The sequence below is a fragment of the Paenibacillus sp. NPDC057886 genome (genome assembly GCF_042796655.1).
GTDB lineage: Bacteria > Bacillota > Bacilli > Paenibacillales > Paenibacillaceae > Paenibacillus.
The window spans coordinates 825,877-852,168 of the sequence record NZ_JBHVMZ010000001.1 but is presented as its reverse complement, the minus strand read 5'-3'; the positions used below and the strand labels follow the sequence as shown (position 1 = coordinate 852,168).

Below are 26,292 nucleotides of genomic sequence, written 5' to 3'. Positions count from 1 at the left end.
TTACCACATTCGCATACGGAAAGGTGAATCATCCATGCAAAATCCAACTCATCAAGCACATCCCTTCAACGAAGGACGTCCGAGCATGTCCCGCCTTGTCGCGCTGTTATTTGCCTTGTGCAGCGGACTGGCCGTAGCCAACATTTATTATGCCCAGCCTCTGCTCGACTCCATTGCTGAAGAGTTCAGTATCGCGCATTCATCCATTGGGATCGTTATTACCGTAACCCAGATTTGTTACGCCCTCGGATTGTTATTACTGGTCCCCCTTGGTGATTTATTGAACCGGCGCAAGCTAATCATCATCCAGATGCTTTTATCCGTAATCGCTCTGATCGCTGTCGGTACCTCATCATCCAGCCAGGTTCTATTCATTGGAATGGCCGCCATCGGGTTGCTTGCCGTGATTACACAAACACTCGTTGCCTTTGCTGCCTCCCTGGCTGCACCTTCTGAACGAGGGCGCATCGTCGGTCTCGTCACAAGCGGGATCGTTATAGGCATATTACTGGCGCGAACCATAGCAGGCACCATAAACGATTGGGTCGGCTGGAGATCAGTCTATCTCTTCTCTGCCAGTCTGACATTACTGGGGATTATCGCCCTGTTTCTTGTACTCCCAAAACACGAACCCAAGCGGGAGAAACTAAGCTACACCCAATTGATCGTGTCTGTCCTACAACTATACCGTGAGCTGCCTATTCTGCGAACACGCGGCGTTCTCGCCATGTTAATTTTCACAGCCTTTAGCACCTTGTGGACTTCCATGGTGTTGCCACTTAGCGCTCCGCCACTTTCCCTGACACATACTGCTATTGGAGCCTTTGGTCTCGCGGGAGCTGCTGGTGCCCTGGCTGCTGCACGTGCTGGAAGACTGGCTGATCGGGGATTGGGACAAAAGGCGACGGGCGTCGCTCTTGTACTATTGCTTCTATCCTGGCTGCCCATAGGCTATGTTCACCACTCTTTATGGCTGCTTGTAGCTGGGGTGATTTTGCTGGACCTTGCCGTGCAGGCCGTACATGTCACCAACCAGAGCCTGATCTATGAAGTTCGACCTGAGGCGCAGAGCCGTTTGACGGGCGCCTACATGATTTTTTATTCGATAGGCAGTGCTACCGGCTCCATCGCTTCCACTCAAGTATACGCTTGGGCAGGTTGGACTGGCGTTTGCTGGCTGGGTGCAGGCGTTAGTGCCGCTGCGCTTCTGTTCTGGGGCTTTGATCGATATATGCATCGGAATACGGATCAATAAATGAACTTAATCTAGCTTATTCCATACCACGATAAACAGAGTGGCTAACGGACCAAATAACAGGGAAATCAGAAACCAGTTAAGTCCACTTCTGTTTTTTCCCTGAGCAAGTCCGGCATTAATAAGAGCAAGTGTACCCCAACCCACAAAATATTCGTTTTCCATCAAACATCATCTCCTCCTTACAGATCGGCTCTATCTATTCTCTAGTAACGCCTTTAGCTTCAAATTACGGCTCTCCAGGAAAGCCTGCATATACCTCTTGAGTACGACCCGCTCTGCAACCCAACCCAGAACACCAAGGGGAGCTTCAAATCTCAGTGTGTCTCTCATACAAGTCGTCTGCTCGCCAAGCTTGCTGAAGCTGTGTTCATGTCTCATGCTCTTGAAAGCACCTTTCTCCATCTGTCCACAAAGAGATACGGCCGATTGTACTCGGCAATCCGGGAAGTCAGCTTCTGCCTTATCCCGAAATGGCTTGCTTCGAAAGTTACCGTATCGCCTTCACCAATTCTGCCCGTTGTAACACCCGCTACAGCCTGCTCACGAGTATGTTTCCAGACCGTCCGGGTATGAATATCAATGTCCCGCGCATAGTCAAAACATCGCTCGATCGGGGCATGTATTGTAATCTCAGTTACCACTTCAATCAAGGACTATCTCTCCTTTCCCTCTTCCGTTACAATATGAATAGGCGCTTGGCCCTCTCTGCAACCTATTGGTGATCACTGAAAGGAGTTGTATATGATTCATGAATGCGTCATCCAAAATCACAACGTTTCTAATGTTCTCGGGACAAGCGGAGGAAGCTATTCGCTGGTACACTTCTTTGTTTGCTGACTCAGCCATTCAGCACGTGTTTTATCAGGATAATGGCAAAGTTCTGCATGCCACTTTTACACTGAACGGGCAAACCTTTATGGCGATCGACAACACTAGCGCTTATCACGCGTTTACTCCAGCCATCTCACTGTTTGTTGACTGCGAAACGACCGACGAGATTGCCAGGTTGTTCGAAGCCTTATCCACAGAAGGAGAGGTATTGATGCCGCTGGCTGCATCCCCCGTCAGTCAGCAATTCGCCTGGGTTCAGGACCGTTATGGCGTGAACTGGCAGCTCAATTTGCCTAAAAAGGAAGATTAAGGTCTTTGCAAAAGTATACTCCTGGTCACCATGAAGAACAACGCAGTTCATGATATAAATTAAAAACGGGTCCCCTGTCATTGTACAGGAGGCCCGTTTTGTATGAATTCATTTGTTGTTTAAACTTAGATAATTAATTCATTAATGGCAAGAGTGCGTTCTTTGGACAGATCACGATATTGTTCCGATTCCACCTTGATCAATGGTTTGAAAATATCGGATGTATTGTTCATGACAATAACACCCCGCTCGCCGTTGCTCAGCAGTACTTGTTTACCAATAAAATTAGGAAGCAGATGCTGCATCAAGGCTTGAACCGGCTTCTCATTCAATTTGCCGAATCCCATCGCATAGATATCGCGCAAGTTGTTAATCAGGTTCGGATTGCTGCTTCCGTGACTACCGGATCTCATCCCGATGTATATGTCAGCGACAGATACGATCTGTGTGTATGGATGAATTTCGTCTTTCTTCAGTTGCATCGGATATCCGGTACCATCCTCCAGTTCATGATGCTGAAGAGCTACAAGCGCTGTAGCTTCATCCGTCATGGAACTTTTGATAATATCATGTCCGTAGATCGTATGGCGCTGTAATTCGAGCTGTTCATCTGCGGTTAACGGTTCCATCTTGTTGCGAATCCGATGGGATACCTTGCATTTGCCAATATCGTGAAGATAGCCACCACGACTGATTTGATAACTTTCTTTTTGGGAATAACCAAGCCAGTTGGCCAGGTAAAATGACAACAGTCCAACCTGAATGGAATGTGTGTAGTTATTGACATCATCCCGTTCCAGCATCATCAGGAGATGTACGACATCCTTTTGCTCGTCCAGTCCCTCCACCATCGGTTGAAGCGCATCGTCCACCATTGTTGCGTTGAACTTGCCCACTGTCAGCGCTTCGAGAAACGCGGATTGATAATTATGTACAGTTTGTATAAATTGGGATTTCATTTCTTCTTCAGGCGGTTCTTCCTTGGAGCTTGTGCTTGCTCCAGATGCAAATTTTGCTGCAGCAGCAAAGAATTCCGCTTCCGTGATCTCTTCCTCGCGTGGTTCAATATCCACATAGTCTACGCGGTGCTGCATCAGCAAGGTGATATCTTCACTTTTGATCACAGTACCCTGACCCAGAACGTGTAATCCCGCTTCGCTGAATGTATCCGCAGTTAGACGGTCTCCATCTTGCAGGTTCATAATATGGATTCTCAAATCGGTATTCCCCCTGAACAATCATTTATAGTCAACAGTACCCGTTAGTTCGGGTCCCAAAAATCCCTATACTTCTTTATATCGATAAATACATTCTTTTTCTCCATAGTCCAAACGACCTTAATCGCAAAAGGAAATACGAACGTATAAGACTTTATTCTCAGTCCCATTTTCAAAAAAGTCCCGGTTTGAATTTGTATTTAGATAACTGATATCTTGTTTTACACATATATAACCAAAAAGCCCAAAAAAACTTTGGGCTTTTATTGAATTCAACTATATTTTGATCGAGCTCAGACTCGCTCCCTGTACGAAAAAGCGTTCAATCCCTTTCTCAACAGATGGGTCCGGAATTAACGGTGGCGCCTGATGCGGCTTCACTCTGGCATCGATAATGATCTGGTCACAACCCCAATGTTTATAGCTGTAGCTGCTGTTCACACCGTACATATCATGGGACGGGTTACTGCGGGTAAATGTCGCCCACAAGAAATTGCTGAGATTCGCACTCAGAAAAGAGCTATCGTCACATAATACGATCATTGGACAGGAGGACAAATCTCCTTTTTCCTTCAGCATAACCGTAAATGCCTTCATTTCTTGTTCTGTATCGGCATAACTGGTGAACGGCGCACCCTGCATGGCTACAATTCCTGGCATCACGAGCTGCGAATTACTATAACCCCGGATATCCTTCAATGTCTCCGGTACTTCACGGCACAACTCCCGAATCTTGTCCCCGTAGGCTGCAAATACAACCTTACTGCCGCTATTCAACCCGGTTCCCGAGTAATCCAGCGTATCGATCGTTGTGTTGGTATGGAAATGAATGTCCCGTTGCAGATCCATTCGTTCCAGGATATACGTCAGGAACTCCACTTCCCGATGTGTATCCAACGGCTGCTGATCTTCTGCTGTGATAAATAAATACTTCGCCAGACTGAGCTGGCCTGTACCCAGAATACGACTCGCAATCGTCAGCAGCTCTGTTGGCTGCTTTACCGTCTGATAGGGTGTATAACGCTCACTCCCTATTGCGAACAGAAGCGGATGCACTCCTGCTGCGTCGACTGCGTGGACTTCTTTAACCCCCGGAATCTCCTGTTTAATGGCATCACCTGTAATTTCGTGAATCAGATCGCCAAATGCGGTATCCTCTTGCGGCGGACGACCCACAACGGTAAATGGCCAAATTGCGTTTGGCTTGGCATACACTTTATGCACTCTCATTAACGGGAATGGATGAGTCAGACTGTAGTATCCTAGATGATCACCGAACGGCCCCTCAGGCTTCGTCTCGTCCGGGTAAATATCACCCGTGATGACAAAATCGGCGTCATTGCTGATGCAATATCCATCCTTATAGCTGTAACGGAAGCGACGCCCAGCAAGCAATCCTGCGAAAGTCATCTCACTGAGTCCTTCAGGCAAAGGCATCACAGCAGAAAGTGTATGTGCCGGCGGACCTCCGATAAAGATGCTCACTTTCAAGGGCTCTCCCTTTTTGACTGCTTTGGCCTGATGAATACCAATTCCGCGATGGATCTGATAGTGAAGTCCAATTTCTTTATTCAGTTCATAATCGTTTCCACTTAGCTGTACCCGGTACATGCCCAGATTGGAGTTCATGATGCCTGGCTTGTCCGGGTCCTCCGAATAAACCTGAGGCAGCGTAACGAATGCTCCACCATCCATAGGCCAATGCTTGATCAACGGCAGATCCGAGATCTGAATCTCCTGCGCGGTTACAGGCAAACTGATGGACTTCTGCTTAGGGAGAGCCTGCCAGGCGGCAAGACCTGTGCTGATATGCTGAAATGGCGTTTTGAGTGCCTTCATTGGATCGTCCCGGACAGCCATAACACGTTGAACACCTTCAAGCGTTCCACGGAACATGAATTTGCTTCGTTCCAGTGTACCGAACAGGTTCGAAACGGCCTGGAACTTCGAGCCTTTCACATTTTCGAAAAGCAGAGCTGGGCCTTTCGCCTCATGCACTTTCATATGTATCGCTGCCATCTCCAAATGAGGGTCCACTTCTTCCTTCACTCGAATCAAATGTCCATGCTGCTCCAGATCATTAATGCAATCTTCCATATTGCGATATTTCATTGGATGGCTCCATTCTTTATATAATAAATTGTTATGTTCATATATTCACATAGATGTGTTGAGGTAGCGGATAGAATATAACGTTGAATCTATTTCACTCTAGTCACCCTACAAATGGATTGCTCCTCGCGTCTCTTCTATTTTATCAAATGATCTGCCACTAAACAAAACAATATATGAAAGCTCTCACACAGCACTCACCAAAAAGCAATATTTAATCAACCGGAGTCCTCTATTCATAAGGATCACGATCGCTTAAATATTGCTAAATTGAGCTTACTTATGATGTAGTCGAAGGTCTCGGGATCGTAACCGTAAACTGCGTTCCTTCTCCAACCCTGCTCTCCACATCAATTGTACAATCATGTAATTTCAAAATTTTAATTACGATGGAAAGCCCTAATCCATTCCCTCTAAGAGCACTGCTCCGGGCTTTGTCCACCATATAAAATCGATCGAAAATATATGGAAGGGCTTCCTCCGGTATTCCTTGTCCTGAATCTCTAATCGATACCTTCACGAATGACATGGACATTTCAATTCCAACGTGGATGACCCCATCGGGACCCGTATATTTTATAGCATTGTTCATTAAATTCTGCCAGACCTGTTCGAATAAATCTTTATCAACCTTGATCTCGCAAGGCAATAAATCCAATTCAATCTTGATATTTTTGTGCGCCCACTGGGGTTCGGCCAATACGATCGTTCTTCTTAATTGTTCATCTAGTTGGAATGTGGTGAGATTAAACGGATGGTGCTCCGAATCCAGCGAGGCTAATCGAAGTAAATTATCACTCAGCCTGGACAGGCGTAATGTTTCCTCATATATGATATCCAGATGTTCTTTCTGCTCTTCCAATGGGATAACACCATCTTGCAGTGCTCTTGTAAATCCTCTGATCGATGTTAGTGGAGACTGCATTTCATGAGACACATTACTGACAAAATCATCACGCACTGCGTCTATTTTTTGCAGCTCACGGGCCATATGATTAAAGCTCTCCATCAGCTCACCAAACTCATCCTGATTATTATGTTTCAACCGGACTGTTAGATCGCCTGACGCCATTTTCTTGGCTGCAACGGTCAGCCTTTTGATTGGTTTCACAATGTACCCAGACATGAACATGATTAATAAGCTTCCTATGACTAAGACAGTGAATAGCGAGATAAATAGTGTACGTTTCACATTATGAAAAATCGATGAAAAATTAATTTGGATCAGAAGCGCATCTTTCTCTTCATTTATCCTGGGAACACCGACGATCGTCGTTTCATCTTTATTGGACATCATAAACGCTTTCGTCGTATTTTCATCGAATAATTCATGAACTTTATCTTCTGGTAATGAAGCAAGCAGTTCACTTTGTTCATTCACGGAAGTTATATTCAAGCCGTATCTTGCAAAAATATTCAAGCTTGTTTTCACTTTTCCCGGATCATCGATCAGGTTTATCATTGTAGCTATATCTTCGGCAATGGTAATCATAGAATGATTCGGTGTGTTTTCCTGAGACCGCACATTTAGTAAAAAGGAGAGAATTAAACTGACGATCACAATACCAAAAAATGTTACTACAATTCGTAGTCGCAGGCTTTTCCTCACGATTTTCATACACTCTCCAGACGATATCCCAGTCCTCTTATGGTCGAAATCATCAGCTCGGGGATCGGTTCCAGTCGTTCTCTTAGCCTTTTAATATGCACATCTACTGTACGCTCATCACCTTCATAATCGATTCCCCATATATCTTCGATAAGCTGTGTACGTGTGAATATTTGCCCTGGCAAACTCGCCAAAGCAAATAACAATTCACATTCCTTCTTTTTTAATTCAACCGTTTGTGCTCCTGCATCGACTGTCAAATTGCTCAGATTAATTGTTGCACCGCCTATATGAATCACATTCGAGGAAGTCTTGTTGTATCTCTTCATTAAGGATTTCACACGCAAGATTAACTCTACTGGATCAAAAGGTTTTACTAAATAATCGTCTGTCCCTGCATTAAATCCTTTGACCTTATCCTTGGATTCCCCTTTGGCTGTCACCATCAGGATCGGAATATCCATATAAGATCGAATATCTTCGGTCAGTTCAATACCATCTACACGTGGCATCATCACATCTACAATCGCTAAATCAATTTTGGTATGAGACAAGATGTTGAGTGCTTCTTGGCCATCCGGCGCTTCCACGACGGAAAACTGATTGGTTTCAAGGTATATTCGAATCAATTTGCGGATATGGGAATCATCATCAACCACAAGTATCGTGTTCATTTATGCATTATCCTTTCCGCAATTTTCATTATTCACAACTTGTATTTATTCATATCGTAAGGATTCCATCGGGTCCAGCTTGGCAGCTTTGGATGATGGCATCAAACCAGCGATGATGCTGATTAATGTACTTACAGCGATGCCAAACACGATATAGTATCCAGACAGATTAATCAATTTTGCACCAAAAGCATTGTCCAGGAAGATGTTTAGTACGTAGCTAATTATCGCTGCAAGGATAACGGCAATGACCCCACTGAAAATACCTAATAAGGCAGATTCGGAAAAGAATATTCGCTTGATATCCTTTTTCCTTGCACCAATTGCTCGAAGAATTCCGATTTCCTTCGTCCGTTCCACTACACTAATGTACAGTACCACCAATATCATAATCCCTGATACAATTAATGAAATTCCGGCAATTCCAGCCAGAACAATTGTAGCCATGTTTACATAGGTCGTGATACGCTCCATGATTTTCGCTGTTTGAGAGCCAGAGAAACCTGCATCCACAGCAGCGGCATTAATATCATTCACATATTTCATATCGGTTGCATACGCATTAACTTGAATCGGACCGATAGTTATTCCATGATCCGTGTACATCTGCTCCAACGTCTTTGAAGGAAGATACCCCGGAATCTGCTGCATTGGGGTTGGTTGCCCCGTCGCTTCATACACACCTGAGATCGTAACTTCTTTTTCTAAAATGATCGGTTTGTGGTTAGCATCCATTTCATTAATATACAGTTCAATGGATTTGCCAATCATAGTATCAGGTTGATCATTCCCACTTAATTGACTTGCCGTTTTCAATGGCAACAGGATTTGACCGTCACTTGGGATCGTTCCTGCCGTAATCATTTTCGGATCAAAAGCATCTGTAAAGGTCGTTAACTGTGTGAGGCTCTCCGTTTGTTCTCCATAAACCAAAGTCGATTTTCCATCCACAGAGGTGATGGTCTCCACATGATCCACATTTGGAAAATTTCGAATGGTTGTGATATCAGCGTCTGTAAATGCCTGTCCTGTTGTCATCAGAGCTTCCGGACCGCGCAGGTCGCTGGCTTCTTCACTGGGTTTAGTGATGTCCACGAGCAATGGATCCATGCTTGCATTAATCTCGTTATTCATATAACTCGTAATGCCATTTCCCAATGATAACATCAGCAGTACGCTTAAAATCCCTATCGACCCACCCAATGCAACCAGTACATTACGCTTGCCGTTGAGTTTCATATTTTTGAGAGCCATTCTGAAAGAAGCCAGTAAGCCGAGGTTTCTGGAAGCACCACTACTCCCCTCATAAGTAGTCAAGGAACGATCTTTTAAATGGATATCATCCTTAATCCGTCCCTCCTCTACCTTCACAATACGCGTACCGGAATCGGCCACTTTCTGCGAGTGTGTTACCGCAATGACCAGCATCCCTTTTTGCGCAATGCTGTCCAGCAAAGCCAGGATTTGATCTCCGTTCTCCTTATCCAGAGCACCTGTTGGTTCATCCGCCAAAATAATGTCTGGATTGTTTGATAATGCACGAGCAATGGAAACCCTTTGCTTTTGTCCACCGGACAGCTGATTGGGCCGTTTGTTCAGATGATTCTTCAGTCCGACCTCGGTCAAAATATCTATAGCGCGCTTATTGCGTTCCTTTTCACTTGTGTCCGTCATTTGCATGGCAATCGTAACATTTTCCAGCACAGACAGATGCGGGATCAGATTGAAATTCTGAAACACAAAGCCGATATTATTCTTCCGATAATCATCCATTTCCTTCTCAGTCATGGCATTTAAGTTCTTCCCGCGAACGAGAATATCCCCTTCAAAATCGGAGTCCATTCCACCAATAATATTCATAAGGGTTGACTTTCCGCATCCCGATTCACCAAGGATCGAGACGAATTCTCCTGTCTCAAAGCTCAAATTCACATCGTGGAGCACGGGAACCTTTTCCTTACCATACAGCGTGTATGATTTCTTCACATGTTTAACTTCTAATATAGTCATCTTGATCTCTTCCTCTCCAAGTCATACCCTCTATCTATTTGTTGGACTTACTTTTCGCATTCTAACAAATTTGTGTGAACTGATAATGAACTGGCCGATCCGCGTCTGCCTGGCAAAAGAAATACACCTGCAACGACTTGAGGTGAACCATATCAAGTCATTGCAGGTGTCAATATGTAAGGAAAAGCAATCCGCTTGGGACATTCACCGTTTAAAGAAATGCTTGTTGGTTTAAACAGTCTGCTTGGACTACATGCAGATCAGACCTGCTTGGACATTAAATCCCTTCAACAATACGCTTCGCCCGAACCTCTACCTGACGGAAAAGTTCTTCCTCATCAATCGTTAGCAGCTGCCTGGCTCTCATCAGTACACGACCATTCACAATGGTCGTATCTACATCGGCGCCATTCACGCTGTATGCAAGCAATGATTCCAGCTCGTGAACCGGCTGCAAATGCGGTTTCTTCAGATCAATCAGAATCAGGTCCGCCTTGCGCCCAACTTCCAGCACACCCACTTCATCCTGAAGGTTCAACAGACCTGCACTTCCCCGTGTAGACATGTATAGTACCTCTCTTGCTGACAAGCGGGTAGGGTCACCATAATCCAGCTTTTGCAGCCAGGTTGCAGCCTTGATCTCTTCAAACATGTCGATGGTTGTCGCACTTCCTGCCCCGTCGGTTCCAAGACCCACGTTAATCCCCTGTGCAATCATCTCCGTAATTGGGGCAATTCCGCAGCCCAGTTTCAGATTGCTGACCGGATTGTGCGCTACTCCACCACGCATGCCTTTCAGTCTGCCAATATCTCTGCGATTCAGGTGTACGCCATGGGCAAGCAGTACGTGTGCCTTTTCAAACATACCTGCCTCTTCCAAATACTCCGTTGGCGTCATGCCATAGCGTTCACGAATCTTCACAACTTCCTCTTTCGTCTCAGCCAGATGAATGTGGATGGGCACGTTCTCCTGTTCCGCCATCGCGATTACTTCCCGCAAAGGTTCTACTGGGCAAGTATAGGGAGAATGCGGGCCATACATCGTCGTAATTCGACCCTCTGCCTTACCCGACCAACGCTGCACCAAATCGACCGCTTCCTGTAATCTGCGCCCTCCGTCATCCTCTACGAATACCATTCCGCGTGTGAGCGATGCCCGAATACCGGTTTCTGTTACCGCTTCTGCGATTTCATTCATGTGAATGTACATATCCGCGTAAGCTGTAGTTCCTGAACGGATCATCTCGGCGATGGATAATTGCGCTCCCCAGTATATATCTTCGGGGGTCATCCGGGCTTCTGCCGGCAGCATCTTACGGTCAAGCCAGTCCATCAGCTTCAGATCATCCGAGAATGCCCGTAACAGACTCATCGGTGTATGCTGGTGAGCATTGATCAGTCCCGGCATGGCCAGTTTATGTTGACCATCCATAATGTCATCACCCGGTTGAGCCTGGATGCGGGGAGCAATCTCTGCGATACGGTCGCCTACAATGCGAATATCCCCCGTGAAGGGGGAATCGGTGTCTTTCATCGTTAAGATTGTGGCTTGCTGGATTAATATACCCATTCGTTTCACAACTCCTCTAGGTTTGGATTGCCATACTTCCAAATCCGAGGATAAGCCTTCACGTAACGGCAAGGTCAAGATTAAGTTAATTTTTGAGTCGTCATTGTTCTGAAACTTTGAATAAAGGGCTTGGGATCTATGTTGACCATATAAGGGTAAACTCCTGTGCTGGTATGCAGATAGAAAAAGCCACCTTCATTTCCCATTCTCCGAAAGGACATGTCGAATACTTCCGTAATATTAAACTCGCGGTATTTCGTTACAATCTTGTCCGAGTACAGGATCATGGACCGATCGCTCTGCAGTACTTCCTGTGCGAGACCCGTCACTTCTCTCTGTACTTTGTAATAAGGCAATACAGCAATGCAGTTCATGATCTCCCTCCGTTCTGGCATGATTATTTGTTCCATCATAGCAGATCAGAGAGCCTGAGCAAAAAAAATGATCCAACAACATATATGATTTACGTGATCTTCGTTGTTACTTTCAATGGAAAACGAAGTGCTTCCTGAATGTTCTGCAAGGACAGGCATTGTTCAATGTGGAAAACACCATGCGGCAGTTCCGTCCGATACATTCGCTCCGCTACTGCCGCCGCAACTGCTGCTGTTGCATCTGCTTCACGTTCGCCAACCAGCAGCTGCTCGACATGGATTTGCTTGCCCTTTTTCCAACCTACCGCATCTACCTTAACTGCAATCATCGGCTCCCCTCCGGGAGTAACCCCAAAAGCCTTGACCGTACCATTACGAAGGGAGGGAATACGCAGTAGTGTGAACAGCCCAATACGTTTCAAGATTGCCATGGATCTGGTCATCCAACGGGAATCGAGACATAACCGGGTGGACACTGTTGGAATACGAAGTGTACGAGCAACGACGTGTTGATCCGAAAAGTTAAACCGATATGCTTTCCTGCGTCCCAGGTCTGCGCCAAAATCAATCCATTTACCTTCGTGAAAACTTTGCACTTCGACTGGCTTGCCCTTTTTTATGACCTGATAAGTGGCATTCATCTGATCCACAGTCCACTCCACCGCGGCTTTTCCGTGTTTCTCACCCAGTCCCAGCATGACGGTAATGTCCGCTTCGTCTACTTGTTCCATATGGGCACCTGCTTCACGCACAAGCAGATTGGTCACACCAGGCGAGAGTCCCACACTAAGCATGGCTGTTGCTTTGGAACGCTGCATTTTGGAATGCAACTGTTCGACCTGACCCAGAAAATCATAATTGGCTGAAATATCGATATAATCTGTCCCTGCTTTCGCACAAGCCTCGACAAATCGGGTATCCGTCTGGTCCACACACATGATCACCAACTTGACCGATTGAAGCAGACCAGGATCAATCGCTTTTCGTACATCCAATTGAAGCGGCTGGACTATACCACCCGTAGATCGGCTGAATTCCTCAGCCCGATTCATCCGCGTACCTGCCGCCCATACCTTGCCGGGAAACGAGCGTCCCAGCTGCGTACATATCATTTGCCCTACCTGACCATATCCGCCAACAACCCAAATCTGGTCTTTCATAGACTCTACTTTAGATTCGTTTCGCATAATATCCCTCCACCCAGAACGCTCCGAAATAACGTGTAATGTGCGAGAATCCGCATTCTTTCATAAGCTCTATCATTTGTTCAGATGAGATGGGATCCGACTCTCGGCCAAGGGAAGCTGCAAACCTCTCCCATTCATCAGGCTGAATACCATTACTTAACATGTGATCCTGCCAGGCTTGCATCATGGTTGGATATACAGGCGAATGAAGATCGGCATTCACTGCTGCAATAATGAGTGACGCTCCAGGCTTAAGTCTGGCCGCAAGGTTGGACAGGAACCGTCTTTTGGACTCGATCCCCTGAATAAAATGCAGCATTAGCATGCTTGTCGCCCCGTCGTAGACCTCATCTTCCGGCAACGCTTCAAGCGTGATGGATTTAAGTTGCACTCTGGCGTCGACACCCGCTTCCTGGACTCTTCTCTCTGCTAACTGAAGCATCGATTGGGAAGGATCTACTCCGGTAAACGTCCATCCCGCATGGCGAGAACCAAGCACAGCTATTTCCTTACCTCCACCTGCTCCGACAATTAGTATCTTAGCTTCGTTGTTATCTGTGATAGAAGCGGCAAGCAGCCGTTCCATCAGATCATGCATATGAGAATAACCCGGAATTTTCAGGGCTATCGATTGTTCGTAACGGTTTTCATCCGCCGTATCCCAGCTCATTGGTGGTTGATTGTGGTCCATTGATACTACACTCCTCATGGCTTCAAGTTAGACTTGACTCTTCGTTCGTCTAATTTCATTATAGAATGATACGCAGAGCGTACAATCCCAGAACAATGGGATATCTGCATGAGGAGAGGAGAAAGCTTTATGACATCACGTATGGAACGTAACCTGCGACTCATTACTTCTCTCGAAAAAGGAAACTGGACCTCGCGCACCTACCGGGAAGCTGTACTGAAACAAATTCAGAACATCGTTGCCTATGACGCGTATTGCTTCACAACGGTTGATCCACAGACTCTTCTCTCAACGGGTGCCGTGACGGAAGACGGCATTGAAGCCATTCATGATCGGCTGTTCGTTAATGAATACATGGAAGAAGACATACATAAGTATGCTGATTTGATTCACAGCGGTGAGTATACAGCGATACTTCATGCATCAATAAGCAAAAACCCTGTATCAAGCGTTCGATATCATAACATCCTTCAACCAGCAGGTTTCGGTGATGAGCTTCGGGCTGTACTGGTCGGTGCCGGAGCCTGTTGGGGGTATCTAACCCTATATCGCAGGACGGAAGAACCCGTATTCACGGAGGAGGAGCGACTAAGCATCCAGGCCTGGACACCTTCTATTGCATTGATGTTACGATCCACAAGTCTGACTCTTATGGACGAGATTAAGAGCGGAAGTCCCTCCGACCCAGGTATTATGATCACTTCCGACACTTTCGAGCTCTTATCCGTAAACGCTCCCGCACAATATTGGCTATCGCAACTACGATTGCTGGAGCATGTAGGTCCAGATGTATTGCCACGCCCAGTCCGTGCAGTCAGTTCGCATTTACAGCGTCAGCTTCGTACACATACCGATTCAACGGTTGCGCAAGAGCCTTTCCACAATTCTCCCTCCAAAGTCTGCATTCAACTCCTGGATGGTCGTTACCTTGTGCTTCATGCCAGCCGCATGCAACAGCTCTCAGGTCCGGATCAGATTGCAATCAGGCTTGAACAGGCTATGCCACAGGACTTACTGCCTTTGCTCGCCGAGAGTCATGGGTTGTCCCTTCGGGAACGGGAACTGTTGGGTTACGTGCTGCGCAGTTATTCTTCCAAAGAGATTGCTGAAGCGATGCATATATCAGCCTACACGGTACAGGATCATTTAAAATCCATTTTTGCCAAAACAGACGTATCCTCCCGCCGTGAGCTAATCTGGTATTTTGTATCCCGTTTCCAGTTGTCTGATGAGCCGGCAATTTGAATGTTATAACCTGGACGTACAAAAAGATGCCTTGTCCCATCGGACAAGGCATCTTTGCGCTGCATTAAGGTGAAGAAAATCAGTTTTATCAACATATACGTTATATTCATGCAAACCTACTGCACCATTCTCATGAATGAAAACTTAGGACTTAGCAGGCTTCGCAGGTTTGATGTTTTTGTTCTTCACCTGCACAGCCACGGGCTCTTGCGGGTGTTCAACCGGATACAATTTGCGGAACAACAACGTCTGCAAGACCAGGAATGAACCGCCGATCGTCCAATACAGCGGCATCGCTGCTGGTGCCGAAAGAGAGAAGAAGGCCATCATCAAAGGAGAGATATATCCCATGATTGCGAATTGTTTTCGCTGTTCCGGCGCCATATTGGCTTGCGAAACTTTGGCTTGGATCAGATAAATAATAGCTACCACGACTGCAAGTACATAGTCAGGCGCTCCTAATTTGAACCACAGAAAGGAGTGGGATGACAGCTCCGGCGTAAGCCGAATAGCTGTGTAGATACCTGACAGAATGGGCAGCTGAATCAGCAGTGGCAAGCATCCGATATTCAGCGGATTGAACTTGTGCTTCTTGTACAGCTCCATCGTTTCCTGTGAAAGCTTCTGCTTATCAGCTGGGTCGTTTTTGCCCTCATACTTTTTCTTGAGCGCATCCATCTCCGGCTTCATAGCATTCATGATCACTCGGGTACCTTGCTGAGATTTTGCTTGCCGCATCATTAATGGCAACAACGCAAGTCGGATAATGAGGGTAATCACAATAATGGCTACCCCATAACTTCCATTAAATATCGTTGCGATGTGCTGAATGAGATACGACAATGGAAATACAACGTAATGGTTAAAGAACCCCGGTGTTGATGAATTAATCTCTGAGACGTTGTTACTGCATCCAGCCAGTAGCATAACTGCAAAAAGAATTGCAATCAGGCCATAGATCCGTCCCTTGCCAGATGTAAAAGTGAACCCCTTGCTTGTCTTATGTTCCATATATATCCTCCTCGTTGATTTGTAGAACGTTCATACAACAACGAGGACTGGCAATCTGGTTCATCTTCATCCGGGGATTCTCTTCGTCTGACGATTCGACTCAAAGCTTCAGGTCTGTGTTGTCCATCCAAGGACAAGGTTGGCAGTCCAGGTTCCAGGCCACCTCCGGCCCCACCTTCCATCCAGTACTCTGTAATGCCGCAATGCAGATGGGCAATATAAGCATAACTGACTGTGAAAATGAGTCCGATTGAAAATATATAAGGTATCAATTCCTGAAGTTCAAACAAGGGATTCACCCCCTTTATAGGTTAGTTTTTATAGTATAACACTTACATATTGATTTTGCATAAATTCATTGCTGGAAAACAGATAGATGTATTCATTCCATTCTCAATTTGGACAATTCTAGCTGTGCCCTATGTCTCGCGACATTAAAAGAAGGCCAGGAACTGTCTGCTTCACCCAAGTCGAAGTTGGCTTGACGCTCTAACATTTCCCCTTTCAAATTCGAGTACTCTCTCTGGGCAAATTCTCGGAGTAGCGGAACCGCATCAGTAGATAAACTTGCCAAATAGGATGCATCAATATGGCCTGTCTGATGATATCGTTCAATATTAAGCTCTGCAATCCGATTATCCATGCCCACGTAGTTGACTGCCACATAGGCTGCAAGAGACAGTACAATATACCAGCGGATCAACGGTATAGACGTATAACGGATTCGAAGAGCTGCTACAAGAAGCAGCAGCGCCAGAAATATCATAAATGCATGTACGAGAAATCGAATGTAGGTATAACCATAAGCCTGTTCATACAGGTTGAGGCGTATAAACGCCGAGTACAGCATGATTGCGGAACAACCCACCAGGACAAAAAGCAACACCTGATGTACAACAGAACCTATTTTGGCGCTTGAACGTGTGAACTGAAGGGCAATGATCAGGATGAAAAAGTTAATGCCTGTTACCAGTATGAGCTCCACAAATCCACTTCTTGCATACTCGGCATAGGACAAGTCTGACGGAAGATGCCCCTCACCAGCTCCAAAAAGATAAGAAAATTGTACAAGCACAAACAGAACATACACACAGTTGATGACCAGTAGCATCGTGCCCACAATAATAGGGTCCAATCTTAAAGGTTTGAAAGGTTCTCGATAAACTTGAGCAGAAATTGCCTCAGGTGCGATCATATTTGTTGAATGACCTTCAATTATCGGGTTCAATGAAGGATTCTCCTGCTTTTTGATTTCTGAAGCAGTTGCACTAGCTTTTCCATTTTTCCAATATGCATGTTCTCTCTTGTCTGCTTCATATTGCATCGGCTGCACGAATCCCCATACGTAACTGAACAATAAAACGCCCGCGATGAGAATCCAGATCACTCTCGGCAATCCTGGTGTCAGTGTCAGTTGGTTCAACCATTGGGGAAAACCGGACAAATACTCATTAAAAATCCCATCTGCTGAGGTCAGCAGTGCTACGACCACGATGAGGATGGGAACGGATGCGACAAGACCAATGAATACTTTGAATGCAACCGTTTTTTGTGTTTTACCCAGCCCACGTCCTCCTGTTTTCACAACAATGCTTGCGACGGTTCCCCAATGACGGATGGATTGTGGCAGCAAATGGTCCATGGCGGTACCGATCAAACCAATGTCCCACCATTGTCTCTGTTTTCTGCCGACAAGATAAGTCATATGTAAGATAACAAGTCCCGGTATGACCAGAAAATTAAGTATACGCAGCGGTTCATTGTCGTATAACAGAAACGTTAGCCCCAGCATCAGCACGACCCCAGCCATAAAAGCATCAATCATTGTCAACGGCCGCATGCGGTCTCTGGCAAACAAAAACATATAGCCATAAAAGAGGATAACAAAGATGGGATACGAAACACCAACCTCCTCGCCATAGAACAAATACTGATGGATGATAGCTAACATTAATGCGGATAGTAGCGTAATTAAAGCGCGGTTGGGTGAAGCCATTATTTTATCAGTCATGGGAAAAACCTCCATTAAACTTTCTAGGCTTCATTCTAGATGATAAAATAAGAATATAAATAGAAATTAAAAACGATAAAACTTCTTATTTTATTATATTGCGTCAGCTACAACCTTCAGGAGGATCAAAACATTGAAATTACATCAGCAATATTTGCTGCTCCATAGCCGGTTTGGTCAACTGTTAGAACATGAAGTAACGCTCTCTGACCTCGCGGAACTGCTCGAGTGTACACACCGTAACACGTTAACGATTGTCAAAAAAATGGTTGCCCACGAATGGATTCGGTGGATGTCCCAACGTGGACGTGGACGGCGTTCTATGCTGACCCTGCTTGTTCCGGCTGATCAAATTGCAGCCGAATACATGATGCAGGCCATGAATCGCCGCGAGTTGCAGCAAGCCGCCGAACAAGTTGGTGCTTTCTCCAGTTCTACGACAATGCAGGATCACCTAAACCAGTGGCTGCTTGGTTATTCTGGACACCATACGGAAGCTGGTAGCCATAACGAGCGAATTGATACGTTGAGGTTACCAATCCGCCAACAGCTGCACGCGCTTGACCCCCTTTATATCAATTTGCTGGCCGAATCTTTTGTCACCAGTCATGTGTTCGACGGGCTGGTTCAGCGTAATGAACATGGAGAGATTGTTCCCTGTCTGTCTCATACATGGGATGTAAGTTCAGATCGGAAATCATGGTTCTTTTATTTGCGTAAAGGGATTACTTTTCACAATGGACATCTGCTGACAGCGGCGGATGTGGTATATACATTCGAACGACTGCAATCCACAGAACGACGGACATTATACCGCGATGTGAGTAAACAAATTCTATCGATAGAAGCAGCAGATCCCTTGACCGTTTGTTTCAAGCTCAAAGCCCCTCACGAATTGTTTTTGCCCTTTCTTTCTACGAGCCGTGCAGCGATTGTTTCGCAAGGCACCTACGGGCAACATAAAGATGGAGACAATGAACCGGATCTACCGAATACCATGCAGCAGCCTATAGGAACGGGGCCTTTCAAGGTCACTGCCTGGGATAATCACCTGTGCAGACTTGAAGCTTTTCCGATGTATTTTCAAGGCAGAGCCCATCTGGACCGGGTAGATATTTTACAAATTCCGTGGAGTACTCCTGCACATTTGGATGAAAGGCAAGATATCGAATCCCCCTTCTTCCACCTTGTTCATAATCCATCCTCGTCTGAGGGTAGGGATTGGACACAGATTAGTGCAGGCGTGATGGTGCGCAAATTACTCACTTGTAATACGCAAAAAACCGGACCGCTAAGCGATCCGGATGTAAGAGCACATGTTCAGGCATGTATTGCTGAATTGTATCGGAATGACATGAATGACAGTGATCCAGGAGATGCTGAGAAGATGTTAATGAATGCAGAAAAGTTAAATCATTTGTCTCAGCACCCCACTTTTGATATCCCTATCCCCTTGCACATCGCAACCATTCCTCAATATCGGAGGGATGCTAAACGTTTGGCATCGTCATTGGAAATATGCGGCTTTTCATGTACTATTCGCATAGGCACGATGGAGCAATTCAAAGGAAACCTGAGACTGGAATCCGATCTGATTCTCTTCTCCCTGATTCGTGACCGGGACGAAGAATTACGCAGATACGATCTTTATCTCACCTTATCTGAGCATTTGGAGGACTTTTCCAAGAAGAGGGTAGAGGAGATGCTGCAAACCGTTGTTGTTTCGCAAATATCTGGAGACCGAACCGCTGGACTGGATCGGATCGAACAATTTTTGGTGCAGCATAGTCTATTGTTCCATTTATCTGAAAAACCTGTGGAGACTGCCTACCTGCCTTCCGTTCGCGGCCTCTCCTTTAACAGTCAGGGATGGGTAAACCTCCGGCACATCTGGTTCCCGTGAGTAATCATTTAACGAGTATAACTACACCTTCGTTTCAAGGTGCGGTAATGATTTGGGATGCCTATGAACTGGTCATTGGGTCGGCATCCACCTTCTGCCGTATTTTTTCATTTTTCTTGGAAATGGTATCCTTCCGGCGGTAAATACCGAGAAGTAAACCGAGCATGGCATAATCAAACATCAGGTGATTTCCGTATCCAATAAAAGGAAAAGAAATACTAAGAATCGGAGCCTTGCCGGTAGTCATCGCCAACGAATAGAAGATTTGCAACGCAAACATAGCTGTGATACTGACAATAATCATGCGACCAAACCCATCCCGAATACGAGGGAGCATCTTCACCATACTGGCAACAAACCAGATGATACCCACCAATAACAGTATCCCGGCTGACCAGCCAAACACATCAATGAGAAGCACACCTGGGTAATCGAAATAACTCGTTTTAAACATGTCGAACGTTGTATCAATTCCGTTACCCCACCAGCCGGCTGATCGAATAATTTCAATAATGGAATTGTTGCTATAGCCACTCCCGTAGGGATCATCCTGAAGATTCAAAACGACAGAGAGCCTCTCCAGGCGTCCGTATTGATCTGCAAAAAACAATAACAATACAAAAATACTTCCTGTTACAACAGCACCTACGACGGTATAAAGCCATTTTCGCGTGAGCCAGCCAAATAAAATAATGGACATTGTGCCAAACAGAAACATGCGAACCCAGTCCGACATTTGAAACAATAGCACTAGCGGTAACGCTACCATCGCAATGTAAGTCAATATGGATTGAATATTACAATTGGAACGAAGCTTGTCCAGCATAATTGCGCCTATAGCAAGTGGCAAAATCCACACTGAAGCAGTGGTAAGGTCTATTACAAATCCAAGTGGTGCAATCAGGAATCTGCTCATACCATAAAAATTCGTAGATATCATTGGATTAATCCACAAAAGGGCATTAAGTAGAATATAGATCCACCAAGCAGCTTTTTTCAACTTACGATAATCAAAATAAATAAAGAACAACATGAATGTTAATCCCATAATGGTGTATATCATATGATTGCTATATAAGGGCTGATACTTTACATCTGCGACATTCGTCGTAAAAATCCACATTAACAACAGGCTAACTGTAGCCAAACCAATTAATCCAACTAACAGCCCCCAATGTATACGATGACGATGCAATCTGTGCATACTTTTGCCGACAACTGCGGGATCACCCATCTGCTCAATGGCGTATGCAGCTGCCTCTTCCTGGCTCAGTCCTTCTTGCTCCTTGTCCAACATCATTTCTTCCATGTGATTGCCAAGCTCATCACGCAGATCAGTATGTACTTCACGTGCCTTAACCTGACTACACAGTTGATCAAGATAATGTTTAATCTTCTCATGTCGATCCGTCATGTTAAGCCTCCCTCCCCAAGCACCCGATCCACGGCTCCGCGGAATAAATGCCACTCGGCTTTTTTATGCTGTAACACCTCCACACCCTTATCACATATGGAATAATATTTGCGTTTCCTACCTTCAACCTCCATCCAGTAGGACTCCACCCATCCCTCAAGCTCCATCGCGTGCAAAATGGGATATAGCGTGCCTTCCTTCAAATTAAACACACCTTCGGATTGACGATGGAGTTCCTTGATCAATTCATAACCATAAAGTGGCTGTTCCTTCAGTAGCGTAAGAATCAATGTCTCCGTGCTGCCTTTAATCATTTGTTTGTTTACCTGCAAAGCTGTCACTCCCTTTTGTTCATACTCTCACGTCCAATAACAACAACCACTTTTACCACACTTCTTAAAACTTCAACATGAACCTAATAAAACCACTTGGCTATATACATCGGAAAGCTATGCATAGTAAAATTAGGTATAATATTACCTGATCCTTCCTTTTCTGTCTAGCTATCAATTGGAGGCGTTTATGATAAAATAAACAAGTCATTTCATACTTGAGGTATCATTATGAATCTCTTATTCTTACTCACATTCTACATATTCTTTCTATTCATTATGAGGAGGCAATTCAAACCATGAGCAAACTGATTTTCTTTCTCGGCGGGGCCGGGAGCGGCAAAACAACCCTTGCCAAAGCCCTCTCGCGTAAACATAAAGCTGCTTTTTTGGATATGGATATCCTGCTGCGTCCAGCTGCTGAAGCAATAATGACCTTACAGAGACTCGATCCATCCGATCGGGACTCACCGGAATATAAACGGCTATGCCGTAATTTGGGATACCGTATTACGATGGATGCTGCACTGGACAACGTGCAATTGGGTATCGATACGGTTGTTGTGGGCCCCTTTACCAAAGAAATCGGAACGCCGGACTGGATCGAGCAGGAACTCGCACGGATCGGACGTTCCCTGGATGATACGGATGTACGTGTGGCCTATATTTATCTTGCAAATGAAGCATTGTATCGTGAGCGGATTACAGCCAGACAATCTCCATTGGATGAGTGGAAGCTGGAGAACTGGGATGCCTTCACAGCCTCACTTGCCCGTAAACAAGTTGCCTGGCCGTTGCCCGCCTCAGCCGTGGCTTATATTGATAATTCAGATGAGAACCTAGCTATCGCTTTTGCTGAAGTCGAACAACGAATGTACGAATAAAATATGAAATGGAATGAACCTGAACCTCTCCGTTCACTTTCATGCTGCCTATATGCTCAGAAATATAATCCACACCCAAAAGGGGTATTTGTCATGGTGACCCGCGCAGGTCCAACGTGACAAATACCCCTTTTACAATAATCTATGACCAAACATCCGAACCTACATCGTTACAAAAAATGCTTCATAATATACTCCTGCTCCAGAGGTGTAATCACGGTGCGCTCCACGGGTGGCCCTTCTGTCAAATACTCCGCTACCTCAGCCACGCGATTGGATTCCAGCTCCGCTGTAAATACGAGATTGGCCATTCCTAATGTTTCAACCAATGTTCCCCGCGCTTTAGTGTGTAGCATAAATAAGGTATATAAATCCGGTCGTTTCAACTCCGTCATTGCCCGGGCGATCAAAGCCAAATCGGCTTTGTTGTTCCCCACCGGATGATGCACTTTAGGATGTCTCTTTAAGCCAAGATCGCACCACAAAATGCGCCGCTCCTGTACATCAATAATGGCCGGAATACAAATACGGGAATCTGCCGTCAGATCAATTCGCTCCTGCACCGTTGAAGGTTCGAACATCTCATTCGACTGTGGGGCCTGACGCATCATCCAGCCAGCATAACACTCCGGCAAATCCTTGAAAGCATCATCCCTGAATGCGTTAACCATGATTACAATATAACGTGCCCCTAACCTAGAAACGGACGGCAAATGCAGATCCATATACCTCGCCGCTCCATCCGGTGCAGTCACCATAAACCCGCTATTTACAGCTACATATTCATTCGATTGCAGATGGGTCCGGGATGTTTGGTCCATATAACGCCAGTTCGGATCATACAATACACTCGATAGATTGGTATCCACACGAACGATTGGTTCATCACCAAACCTGCCTGCCTTCCACCATAGAAAAAAACGAACGGTATCTCCTGTGGGTAACGATATCCATGACGCACGCGATAGAGCTCGAAGGGATTTACTAGCCCGACTTTTTCCCGATGGAACCGAAAACTCTTGAAGTCTTTCATCAATATAGACATTACCAAGTGGTGGAAGCACGGCAAACCGTTTCAACAAAATATGCTCTACCGCAGATATCACCGTATGAACATCCTCAACGTTGAGGGGCGATAACGGCTGAGTGGAGACATACAGATTTGCCGTGTTGCCTTTGGGGAAAAAGCTCCTTCTGACCTGAAATTCCGTCCGTGTGCCGAAATGGACCAACACTTGAAGCAGCAACCTTGTCGATACCTTCTCTTCCACAGCTTCCATTTTGCCGATCACTTGTTGCACCGGAACACCGGAACGTATCATTCGGTCCAGTTGACCAACCATCTCTTCCGGACGTTCCGCGAGCGTCTCCAGAATAAGCTGGCTATCCTTCAGTTCAAATGCTCGCTCCACTCTGCCAAGAAAGGTAAGCGGTCGTTCACCACCCCGCAACTGCTCCAGCGCTGCTATTGCCCCTGGATAGCGGTACCGGTATTCACCCGGATGCAATCGCTCGGCCAATCTCTGCCAGCGCCCTTTATATCGAAACAATTCTTCCAACGGGTTCGAAACACCCTCCAATAAAGCAAGTATTACCCGACGTTCAGATCGGGTAAATGAACGGAAGCGGGTATTCTCCTTCAAAGTGACATCTCCATCGGAACAGGCCACTGCCAGCCGCAATATATCTGTTGCTGTGCGCAAATGCCGCTGAAATTGCTCCACCGAAGCACGCCCCGCCTTTAATAATGCCGCACAATAAACGGCTGCATTTTCTCTCACAGCTATTTGACCTGCCTCTGGCTCAAATGCGGCCCATCCTTCGTACTCTGTCGCAAACCAGATCAACTGAGCTCTTGCAACAGGCGTTAATGCCGATTTCGCTGCAAGTAGATCCATTCCTATTTGGTGAAAATCTGCTTCACTGCCAAGATGAATCACACGCAGCCGCAGCTTGTCCAGCTGTAATATCCGCTGCCCCTCTATTTGCTCTTGTTCCTGTTCAAAAAGCTGCTGTCTCCATGAATGCATCAAAGCATTTAAATAAAATTTACATTCCTGAATATTCATTTTTTGCTTAGGAAATCTGGGATACATGAGGGTTTCCTTTAAATTGATTCCTTTTATCTGTCGAAGCTCGTCCATCAGTCGCTCGAACCAGGAAATGAATCTATCACGTTCCCAGGTGCGCAGCACATCTATCAGTTTCGTCGAAAACGTATATCCCAGCGATTCCAAATTTCTCAGTGCAGTCGCTAATATACGCACAGGCAGCTTGCCCTTGCGCTCTGCGATGATCACTTTCAAATTCCTGCTGAAATAGATTGAGAATAAGTCCATCACTTGTACTCTCCCACATGACGATAATATTATATTCAGCATTGGTATACTTGGCCTAGCTCGTGGCGGTTCTTCATATGTATAACACAGTCCAAAAAACTAAAAAAATCAGGGAAGCGGTACCCCTAATACCATTGTAAGAGTTCAGAAGGAAGGGATACCATAGCCTGATTAATGCATATTATATCTTATAATTGCAGATTAGAGAATATCACATCGAAAAGAGAGCGGAAGAATACCACTTAACCCGAAAGGTAATATTATTCTGACCGCTCTCTTTACGTTTATTTATCGTCGCTGTTCACTTGCCCGATTATCCGTGCTGACGTACTGCTTGACGTCCAACGATACGAGCTGTAATTAACTGGTGACTCTCATCAATCTCTTCCGGTGTGCAGGCCGCTTTCAACTCATACACTTTGACCGGAGAACGATCAATGATATCCAGGAATGAATCAAAAAACGCCATGTCCTTACTATGTATATAAGGACACCAATGATCCGACAATCCCACCGTCTCATGAATATGGACCCCAACGACATGGTCAATCAATTCATTTGCTTCACGTACGTTATCATAGAGCCCCATTCGGTCCATCATCATGCCATGACCAATGTCGTACCACAAGCCGAGTGGTGCACCTTTCATACCGCGGATAATTGCGCCTGCCTCCTGCAGCGTCGGCATCTGGTAACAGCGTGATCGAGTTTCAATGCCGAAATTCACACCGTATCCGCGCTGTTCAGACAACTCACACACTTCTTCCAGACTCTCCTGAATCCGCTTCAGGTAATGTGCGCTCCCCGCCTCACGCTTCTCCAGCATCTCTTGCCACAACGATTGATAGTCCGAGGAGTCCGGCCCTTGATCGTGATATATTTTTTTCAATGCTTCATCAATATTATAATCAAACGGCACCTCGCCTGGATGTACGACGACTGCTTTCGCACCATACCGGTGTGCATATTCAGCTGAACGGAGCAGCAGTTCAATGGCGCGCTTACGACGAGGCTCATCGTCGAAACCGAGCAGTACCGAATCGGTTCCGTAATCCGGATCAGCTACATGCGGGAACGTGTTGTGCACACTGGATATGCCGATTTCCCCCCGCTCAATCATCGGTTCAATCGTTTGCAACAATTCATCTGTCACGTTATAGTTCAGCTCTACCTGTCTGAACCCTAGGGATTTGATCTCCTCGATCATGCCTTGACCCGTAGTGTGACGTTTGATGTTCCAGCAAGTCGAAAATGAATATTCCTTTTTGTCGGTAAACATAGCTTTATCCTCCTATATGCAATGTTCAACC

The 26,292-nt window shown here is 45.7% G+C and carries 24 protein-coding genes; 5 read left to right on the top strand and 19 right to left on the bottom strand.

The window, feature by feature from the left end:
• Window positions 1-34 precede the first annotated feature (34 nt).
• Complete coding sequence (locus tag ACFVQB_RS03940; protein WP_379435097.1) at window positions 35-1,255, top strand: MFS transporter; 1,221 nt, start codon at window positions 35-37, stop codon at window positions 1,253-1,255.
• Between the two features lie 6 nt (window positions 1,256-1,261).
• On the opposite strand, the gene ACFVQB_RS03935 is transcribed toward ACFVQB_RS03940, so the two are convergent.
• The 3 genes from ACFVQB_RS03935 to ACFVQB_RS03925 are packed head-to-tail and all read right to left on the bottom strand — an operon-like array spanning window position 1,262 to window position 1,908.
• Window positions 1,262-1,423, bottom strand: coding sequence for a hypothetical protein (locus tag ACFVQB_RS03935; protein ID WP_167434798.1), 162 nt, complete (start codon window positions 1,421-1,423; stop codon window positions 1,262-1,264).
• A gap of 27 nt (window positions 1,424-1,450) precedes the next feature.
• Window positions 1,451-1,636: a hypothetical protein gene (locus ACFVQB_RS03930; protein ID WP_379435096.1), complete on the bottom strand. Its 186-nt coding sequence runs from the start codon at window positions 1,634-1,636 to the stop codon at window positions 1,451-1,453.
• Complete coding sequence (locus tag ACFVQB_RS03925; protein WP_379435095.1) at window positions 1,633-1,908, bottom strand: SRPBCC family protein; 276 nt, start codon at window positions 1,906-1,908, stop codon at window positions 1,633-1,635. Before ACFVQB_RS03925 ends, ACFVQB_RS03930 begins: the two co-directional genes overlap by 4 nt.
• A 98-nt stretch (window positions 1,909-2,006) precedes the next feature.
• On the opposite strand from ACFVQB_RS03925, the gene ACFVQB_RS03920 reads away from it, so the two are divergent.
• Window positions 2,007-2,399, top strand: a complete 393-nt coding sequence (locus ACFVQB_RS03920) for a VOC family protein (RefSeq protein ID WP_379435094.1) — start codon at window positions 2,007-2,009, stop codon at window positions 2,397-2,399.
• Between the two features lie 125 nt (window positions 2,400-2,524).
• On the opposite strand, the gene ACFVQB_RS03915 is transcribed toward ACFVQB_RS03920, so the two are convergent.
• The 9 genes from ACFVQB_RS03915 to ACFVQB_RS03875 form a co-directional block, all read right to left on the bottom strand.
• Window positions 2,525-3,616 carry an HD-GYP domain-containing protein gene (locus tag ACFVQB_RS03915; protein ID WP_379435093.1) on the bottom strand — a complete coding sequence of 364 codons (1,092 nt, stop codon included), beginning with the start codon at window positions 3,614-3,616 and terminating at the stop codon, window positions 2,525-2,527.
• Between the two features lie 276 nt (window positions 3,617-3,892).
• The gene (locus ACFVQB_RS03910; protein WP_379435092.1) at window positions 3,893-5,728 is read right to left on the bottom strand and encodes a UbiD family decarboxylase; all 1,836 of its coding nucleotides are present in this window, start codon (window positions 5,726-5,728) and stop codon (window positions 3,893-3,895) included.
• A gap of 280 nt (window positions 5,729-6,008) precedes the next feature.
• Window positions 6,009-7,346 (bottom strand): sensor histidine kinase, encoded by a 1,338-nt coding sequence (locus tag ACFVQB_RS03905; protein WP_379435091.1) that lies wholly within the window; start codon window positions 7,344-7,346, stop codon window positions 6,009-6,011.
• Complete coding sequence (locus tag ACFVQB_RS03900; RefSeq protein ID WP_379435090.1) at window positions 7,343-8,011, bottom strand: response regulator transcription factor; 669 nt, start codon at window positions 8,009-8,011, stop codon at window positions 7,343-7,345. Before ACFVQB_RS03900 ends, ACFVQB_RS03905 begins: the two co-directional genes overlap by 4 nt.
• Window positions 8,012-8,056: 45 nt before the next feature.
• Window positions 8,057-10,021: an ABC transporter ATP-binding protein/permease gene (locus tag ACFVQB_RS03895; RefSeq protein WP_379435089.1), complete on the bottom strand. Its 1,965-nt coding sequence runs from the start codon at window positions 10,019-10,021 to the stop codon at window positions 8,057-8,059.
• Window positions 10,022-10,298: 277 nt separating this feature from the next.
• Window positions 10,299-11,591, bottom strand: a complete 1,293-nt coding sequence (locus ACFVQB_RS03890; protein WP_379435088.1) for an amidohydrolase — start codon at window positions 11,589-11,591, stop codon at window positions 10,299-10,301.
• Window positions 11,592-11,671: 80 nt separating this feature from the next.
• A complete protein-coding gene (locus ACFVQB_RS03885; protein ID WP_076291026.1) occupies window positions 11,672-11,965 on the bottom strand; it encodes a hypothetical protein in 294 nt (97 codons plus the stop codon).
• 89 nt (window positions 11,966-12,054) lie between these two features.
• Window positions 12,055-13,152, bottom strand: a complete 1,098-nt coding sequence (locus tag ACFVQB_RS03880) for a saccharopine dehydrogenase family protein (protein ID WP_379435087.1) — start codon at window positions 13,150-13,152, stop codon at window positions 12,055-12,057.
• Window positions 13,136-13,843, bottom strand: coding sequence for a class I SAM-dependent methyltransferase (locus ACFVQB_RS03875; protein WP_379435086.1), 708 nt, complete (start codon window positions 13,841-13,843; stop codon window positions 13,136-13,138). Before ACFVQB_RS03875 ends, ACFVQB_RS03880 begins: the two co-directional genes overlap by 17 nt.
• Before the next feature lie 129 nt (window positions 13,844-13,972).
• On the opposite strand from ACFVQB_RS03875, the gene ACFVQB_RS03870 reads away from it, so the two are divergent.
• Entirely contained in the window at window positions 13,973-15,088 is a 1,116-nt protein-coding gene (locus ACFVQB_RS03870) for a helix-turn-helix transcriptional regulator (RefSeq protein ID WP_379435085.1), read from the top strand.
• A 144-nt stretch (window positions 15,089-15,232) separates the two neighbouring features.
• Here ACFVQB_RS03870 and yidC read toward each other — a convergent pair whose 3' ends face one another.
• The 3 genes from yidC to ACFVQB_RS03855 all read right to left on the bottom strand — a co-directional run bounded on the left by yidC (window position 15,233) and on the right by ACFVQB_RS03855 (window position 18,110).
• Window positions 15,233-16,099, bottom strand: coding sequence for a membrane protein insertase YidC (yidC, locus tag ACFVQB_RS03865; protein WP_379435084.1), 867 nt, complete (start codon window positions 16,097-16,099; stop codon window positions 15,233-15,235).
• Entirely contained in the window at window positions 16,036-16,389 is a 354-nt protein-coding gene (locus ACFVQB_RS03860; protein WP_379435083.1) for a hypothetical protein, read from the bottom strand. The genes yidC and ACFVQB_RS03860 overlap by 64 nt, the downstream gene beginning before the upstream one ends.
• A 92-nt stretch (window positions 16,390-16,481) precedes the next feature.
• Entirely contained in the window at window positions 16,482-18,110 is a 1,629-nt protein-coding gene (locus ACFVQB_RS03855; RefSeq protein ID WP_379435082.1) for a DUF4153 domain-containing protein, read from the bottom strand.
• Between the two features lie 133 nt (window positions 18,111-18,243).
• Here ACFVQB_RS03855 and ACFVQB_RS03850 point away from each other — a divergent pair, with 133 nt between their 5' ends.
• Window positions 18,244-20,013: an ABC transporter substrate-binding protein gene (locus tag ACFVQB_RS03850; RefSeq protein ID WP_379435081.1), complete on the top strand. Its 1,770-nt coding sequence runs from the start codon at window positions 18,244-18,246 to the stop codon at window positions 20,011-20,013.
• Between the two features lie 61 nt (window positions 20,014-20,074).
• Here ACFVQB_RS03850 and ACFVQB_RS03845 read toward each other — a convergent pair whose 3' ends face one another.
• Together ACFVQB_RS03845 and ACFVQB_RS03840 are read right to left on the bottom strand one after the other, a co-directional pair.
• Window positions 20,075-21,427 carry an FtsW/RodA/SpoVE family cell cycle protein gene (locus ACFVQB_RS03845; protein ID WP_379435080.1) on the bottom strand — a complete coding sequence of 451 codons (1,353 nt, stop codon included), beginning with the start codon at window positions 21,425-21,427 and terminating at the stop codon, window positions 20,075-20,077.
• Window positions 21,424-21,759 carry a PadR family transcriptional regulator gene (locus ACFVQB_RS03840; RefSeq protein ID WP_379435079.1) on the bottom strand — a complete coding sequence of 112 codons (336 nt, stop codon included), beginning with the start codon at window positions 21,757-21,759 and terminating at the stop codon, window positions 21,424-21,426. Before ACFVQB_RS03840 ends, ACFVQB_RS03845 begins: the two co-directional genes overlap by 4 nt.
• A gap of 299 nt (window positions 21,760-22,058) precedes the next feature.
• Here ACFVQB_RS03840 and ACFVQB_RS03835 point away from each other — a divergent pair, with 299 nt between their 5' ends.
• On the top strand, window positions 22,059-22,643 hold the full coding sequence (locus ACFVQB_RS03835) for a P-loop nucleotide/nucleoside kinase family protein (RefSeq protein WP_379435078.1): 585 nt from the start codon (window positions 22,059-22,061) through the stop codon (window positions 22,641-22,643).
• 170 nt (window positions 22,644-22,813) lie between these two features.
• On the opposite strand, the gene ACFVQB_RS03830 is transcribed toward ACFVQB_RS03835, so the two are convergent.
• Both ACFVQB_RS03830 and ACFVQB_RS03825 read right to left on the bottom strand, forming a co-directional pair.
• Complete coding sequence (locus tag ACFVQB_RS03830; protein ID WP_379435077.1) at window positions 22,814-24,982, bottom strand: cytoplasmic protein; 2,169 nt, start codon at window positions 24,980-24,982, stop codon at window positions 22,814-22,816.
• Window positions 24,983-25,295: 313 nt separating this feature from the next.
• The gene (locus ACFVQB_RS03825) at window positions 25,296-26,261 is read right to left on the bottom strand and encodes a sugar phosphate isomerase/epimerase family protein (protein WP_379435076.1); all 966 of its coding nucleotides are present in this window, start codon (window positions 26,259-26,261) and stop codon (window positions 25,296-25,298) included.
• Between the last annotated feature and the right edge of the window lie 31 nt (window positions 26,262-26,292).

Excerpts from the sequence above, each read along its gene's own strand:
- ACFVQB_RS03940 (WP_379435097.1), top strand. The coding sequence starts at position 35 with ATGCAAAATCCAACTCATCAAGCACATCCCTTCAACGAAGGACGTCCG.
- ACFVQB_RS03930 (WP_379435096.1), bottom strand. The coding sequence starts at position 1,636 with ATGAGACATGAACACAGCTTCAGCAAGCTTGGCGAGCAGACGACTTGT.
- ACFVQB_RS03920 (WP_379435094.1), top strand. The coding sequence starts at position 2,007 with ATGAATGCGTCATCCAAAATCACAACGTTTCTAATGTTCTCGGGACAA.
- ACFVQB_RS03910 (WP_379435092.1), bottom strand. The coding sequence starts at position 5,728 with ATGAAATATCGCAATATGGAAGATTGCATTAATGATCTGGAGCAGCAT.
- ACFVQB_RS03905 (WP_379435091.1), bottom strand. The coding sequence starts at position 7,346 with ATGAAAATCGTGAGGAAAAGCCTGCGACTACGAATTGTAGTAACATTT.
- ACFVQB_RS03900 (WP_379435090.1), bottom strand. The coding sequence starts at position 8,011 with ATGAACACGATACTTGTGGTTGATGATGATTCCCATATCCGCAAATTG.
- ACFVQB_RS03895 (WP_379435089.1), bottom strand. The coding sequence starts at position 10,021 with ATGACTATATTAGAAGTTAAACATGTGAAGAAATCATACACGCTGTAT.
- ACFVQB_RS03890 (WP_379435088.1), bottom strand. The coding sequence starts at position 11,591 with ATGGGTATATTAATCCAGCAAGCCACAATCTTAACGATGAAAGACACC.
- ACFVQB_RS03885 (WP_076291026.1), bottom strand. The coding sequence starts at position 11,965 with ATGAACTGCATTGCTGTATTGCCTTATTACAAAGTACAGAGAGAAGTG.
- ACFVQB_RS03880 (WP_379435087.1), bottom strand. The coding sequence starts at position 13,152 with ATGCGAAACGAATCTAAAGTAGAGTCTATGAAAGACCAGATTTGGGTT.
- ACFVQB_RS03875 (WP_379435086.1), bottom strand. The coding sequence starts at position 13,843 with ATGGACCACAATCAACCACCAATGAGCTGGGATACGGCGGATGAAAAC.
- ACFVQB_RS03870 (WP_379435085.1), top strand. The coding sequence starts at position 13,973 with ATGACATCACGTATGGAACGTAACCTGCGACTCATTACTTCTCTCGAA.
- yidC (WP_379435084.1), bottom strand. The coding sequence starts at position 16,099 with ATGGAACATAAGACAAGCAAGGGGTTCACTTTTACATCTGGCAAGGGA.
- ACFVQB_RS03855 (WP_379435082.1), bottom strand. The coding sequence starts at position 18,110 with ATGACTGATAAAATAATGGCTTCACCCAACCGCGCTTTAATTACGCTA.
- ACFVQB_RS03845 (WP_379435080.1), bottom strand. The coding sequence starts at position 21,427 with ATGACGGATCGACATGAGAAGATTAAACATTATCTTGATCAACTGTGT.
- ACFVQB_RS03835 (WP_379435078.1), top strand. The coding sequence starts at position 22,059 with ATGAGCAAACTGATTTTCTTTCTCGGCGGGGCCGGGAGCGGCAAAACA.
- ACFVQB_RS03830 (WP_379435077.1), bottom strand. The coding sequence starts at position 24,982 with ATGGACTTATTCTCAATCTATTTCAGCAGGAATTTGAAAGTGATCATC.
- ACFVQB_RS03825 (WP_379435076.1), bottom strand. The coding sequence starts at position 26,261 with ATGTTTACCGACAAAAAGGAATATTCATTTTCGACTTGCTGGAACATC.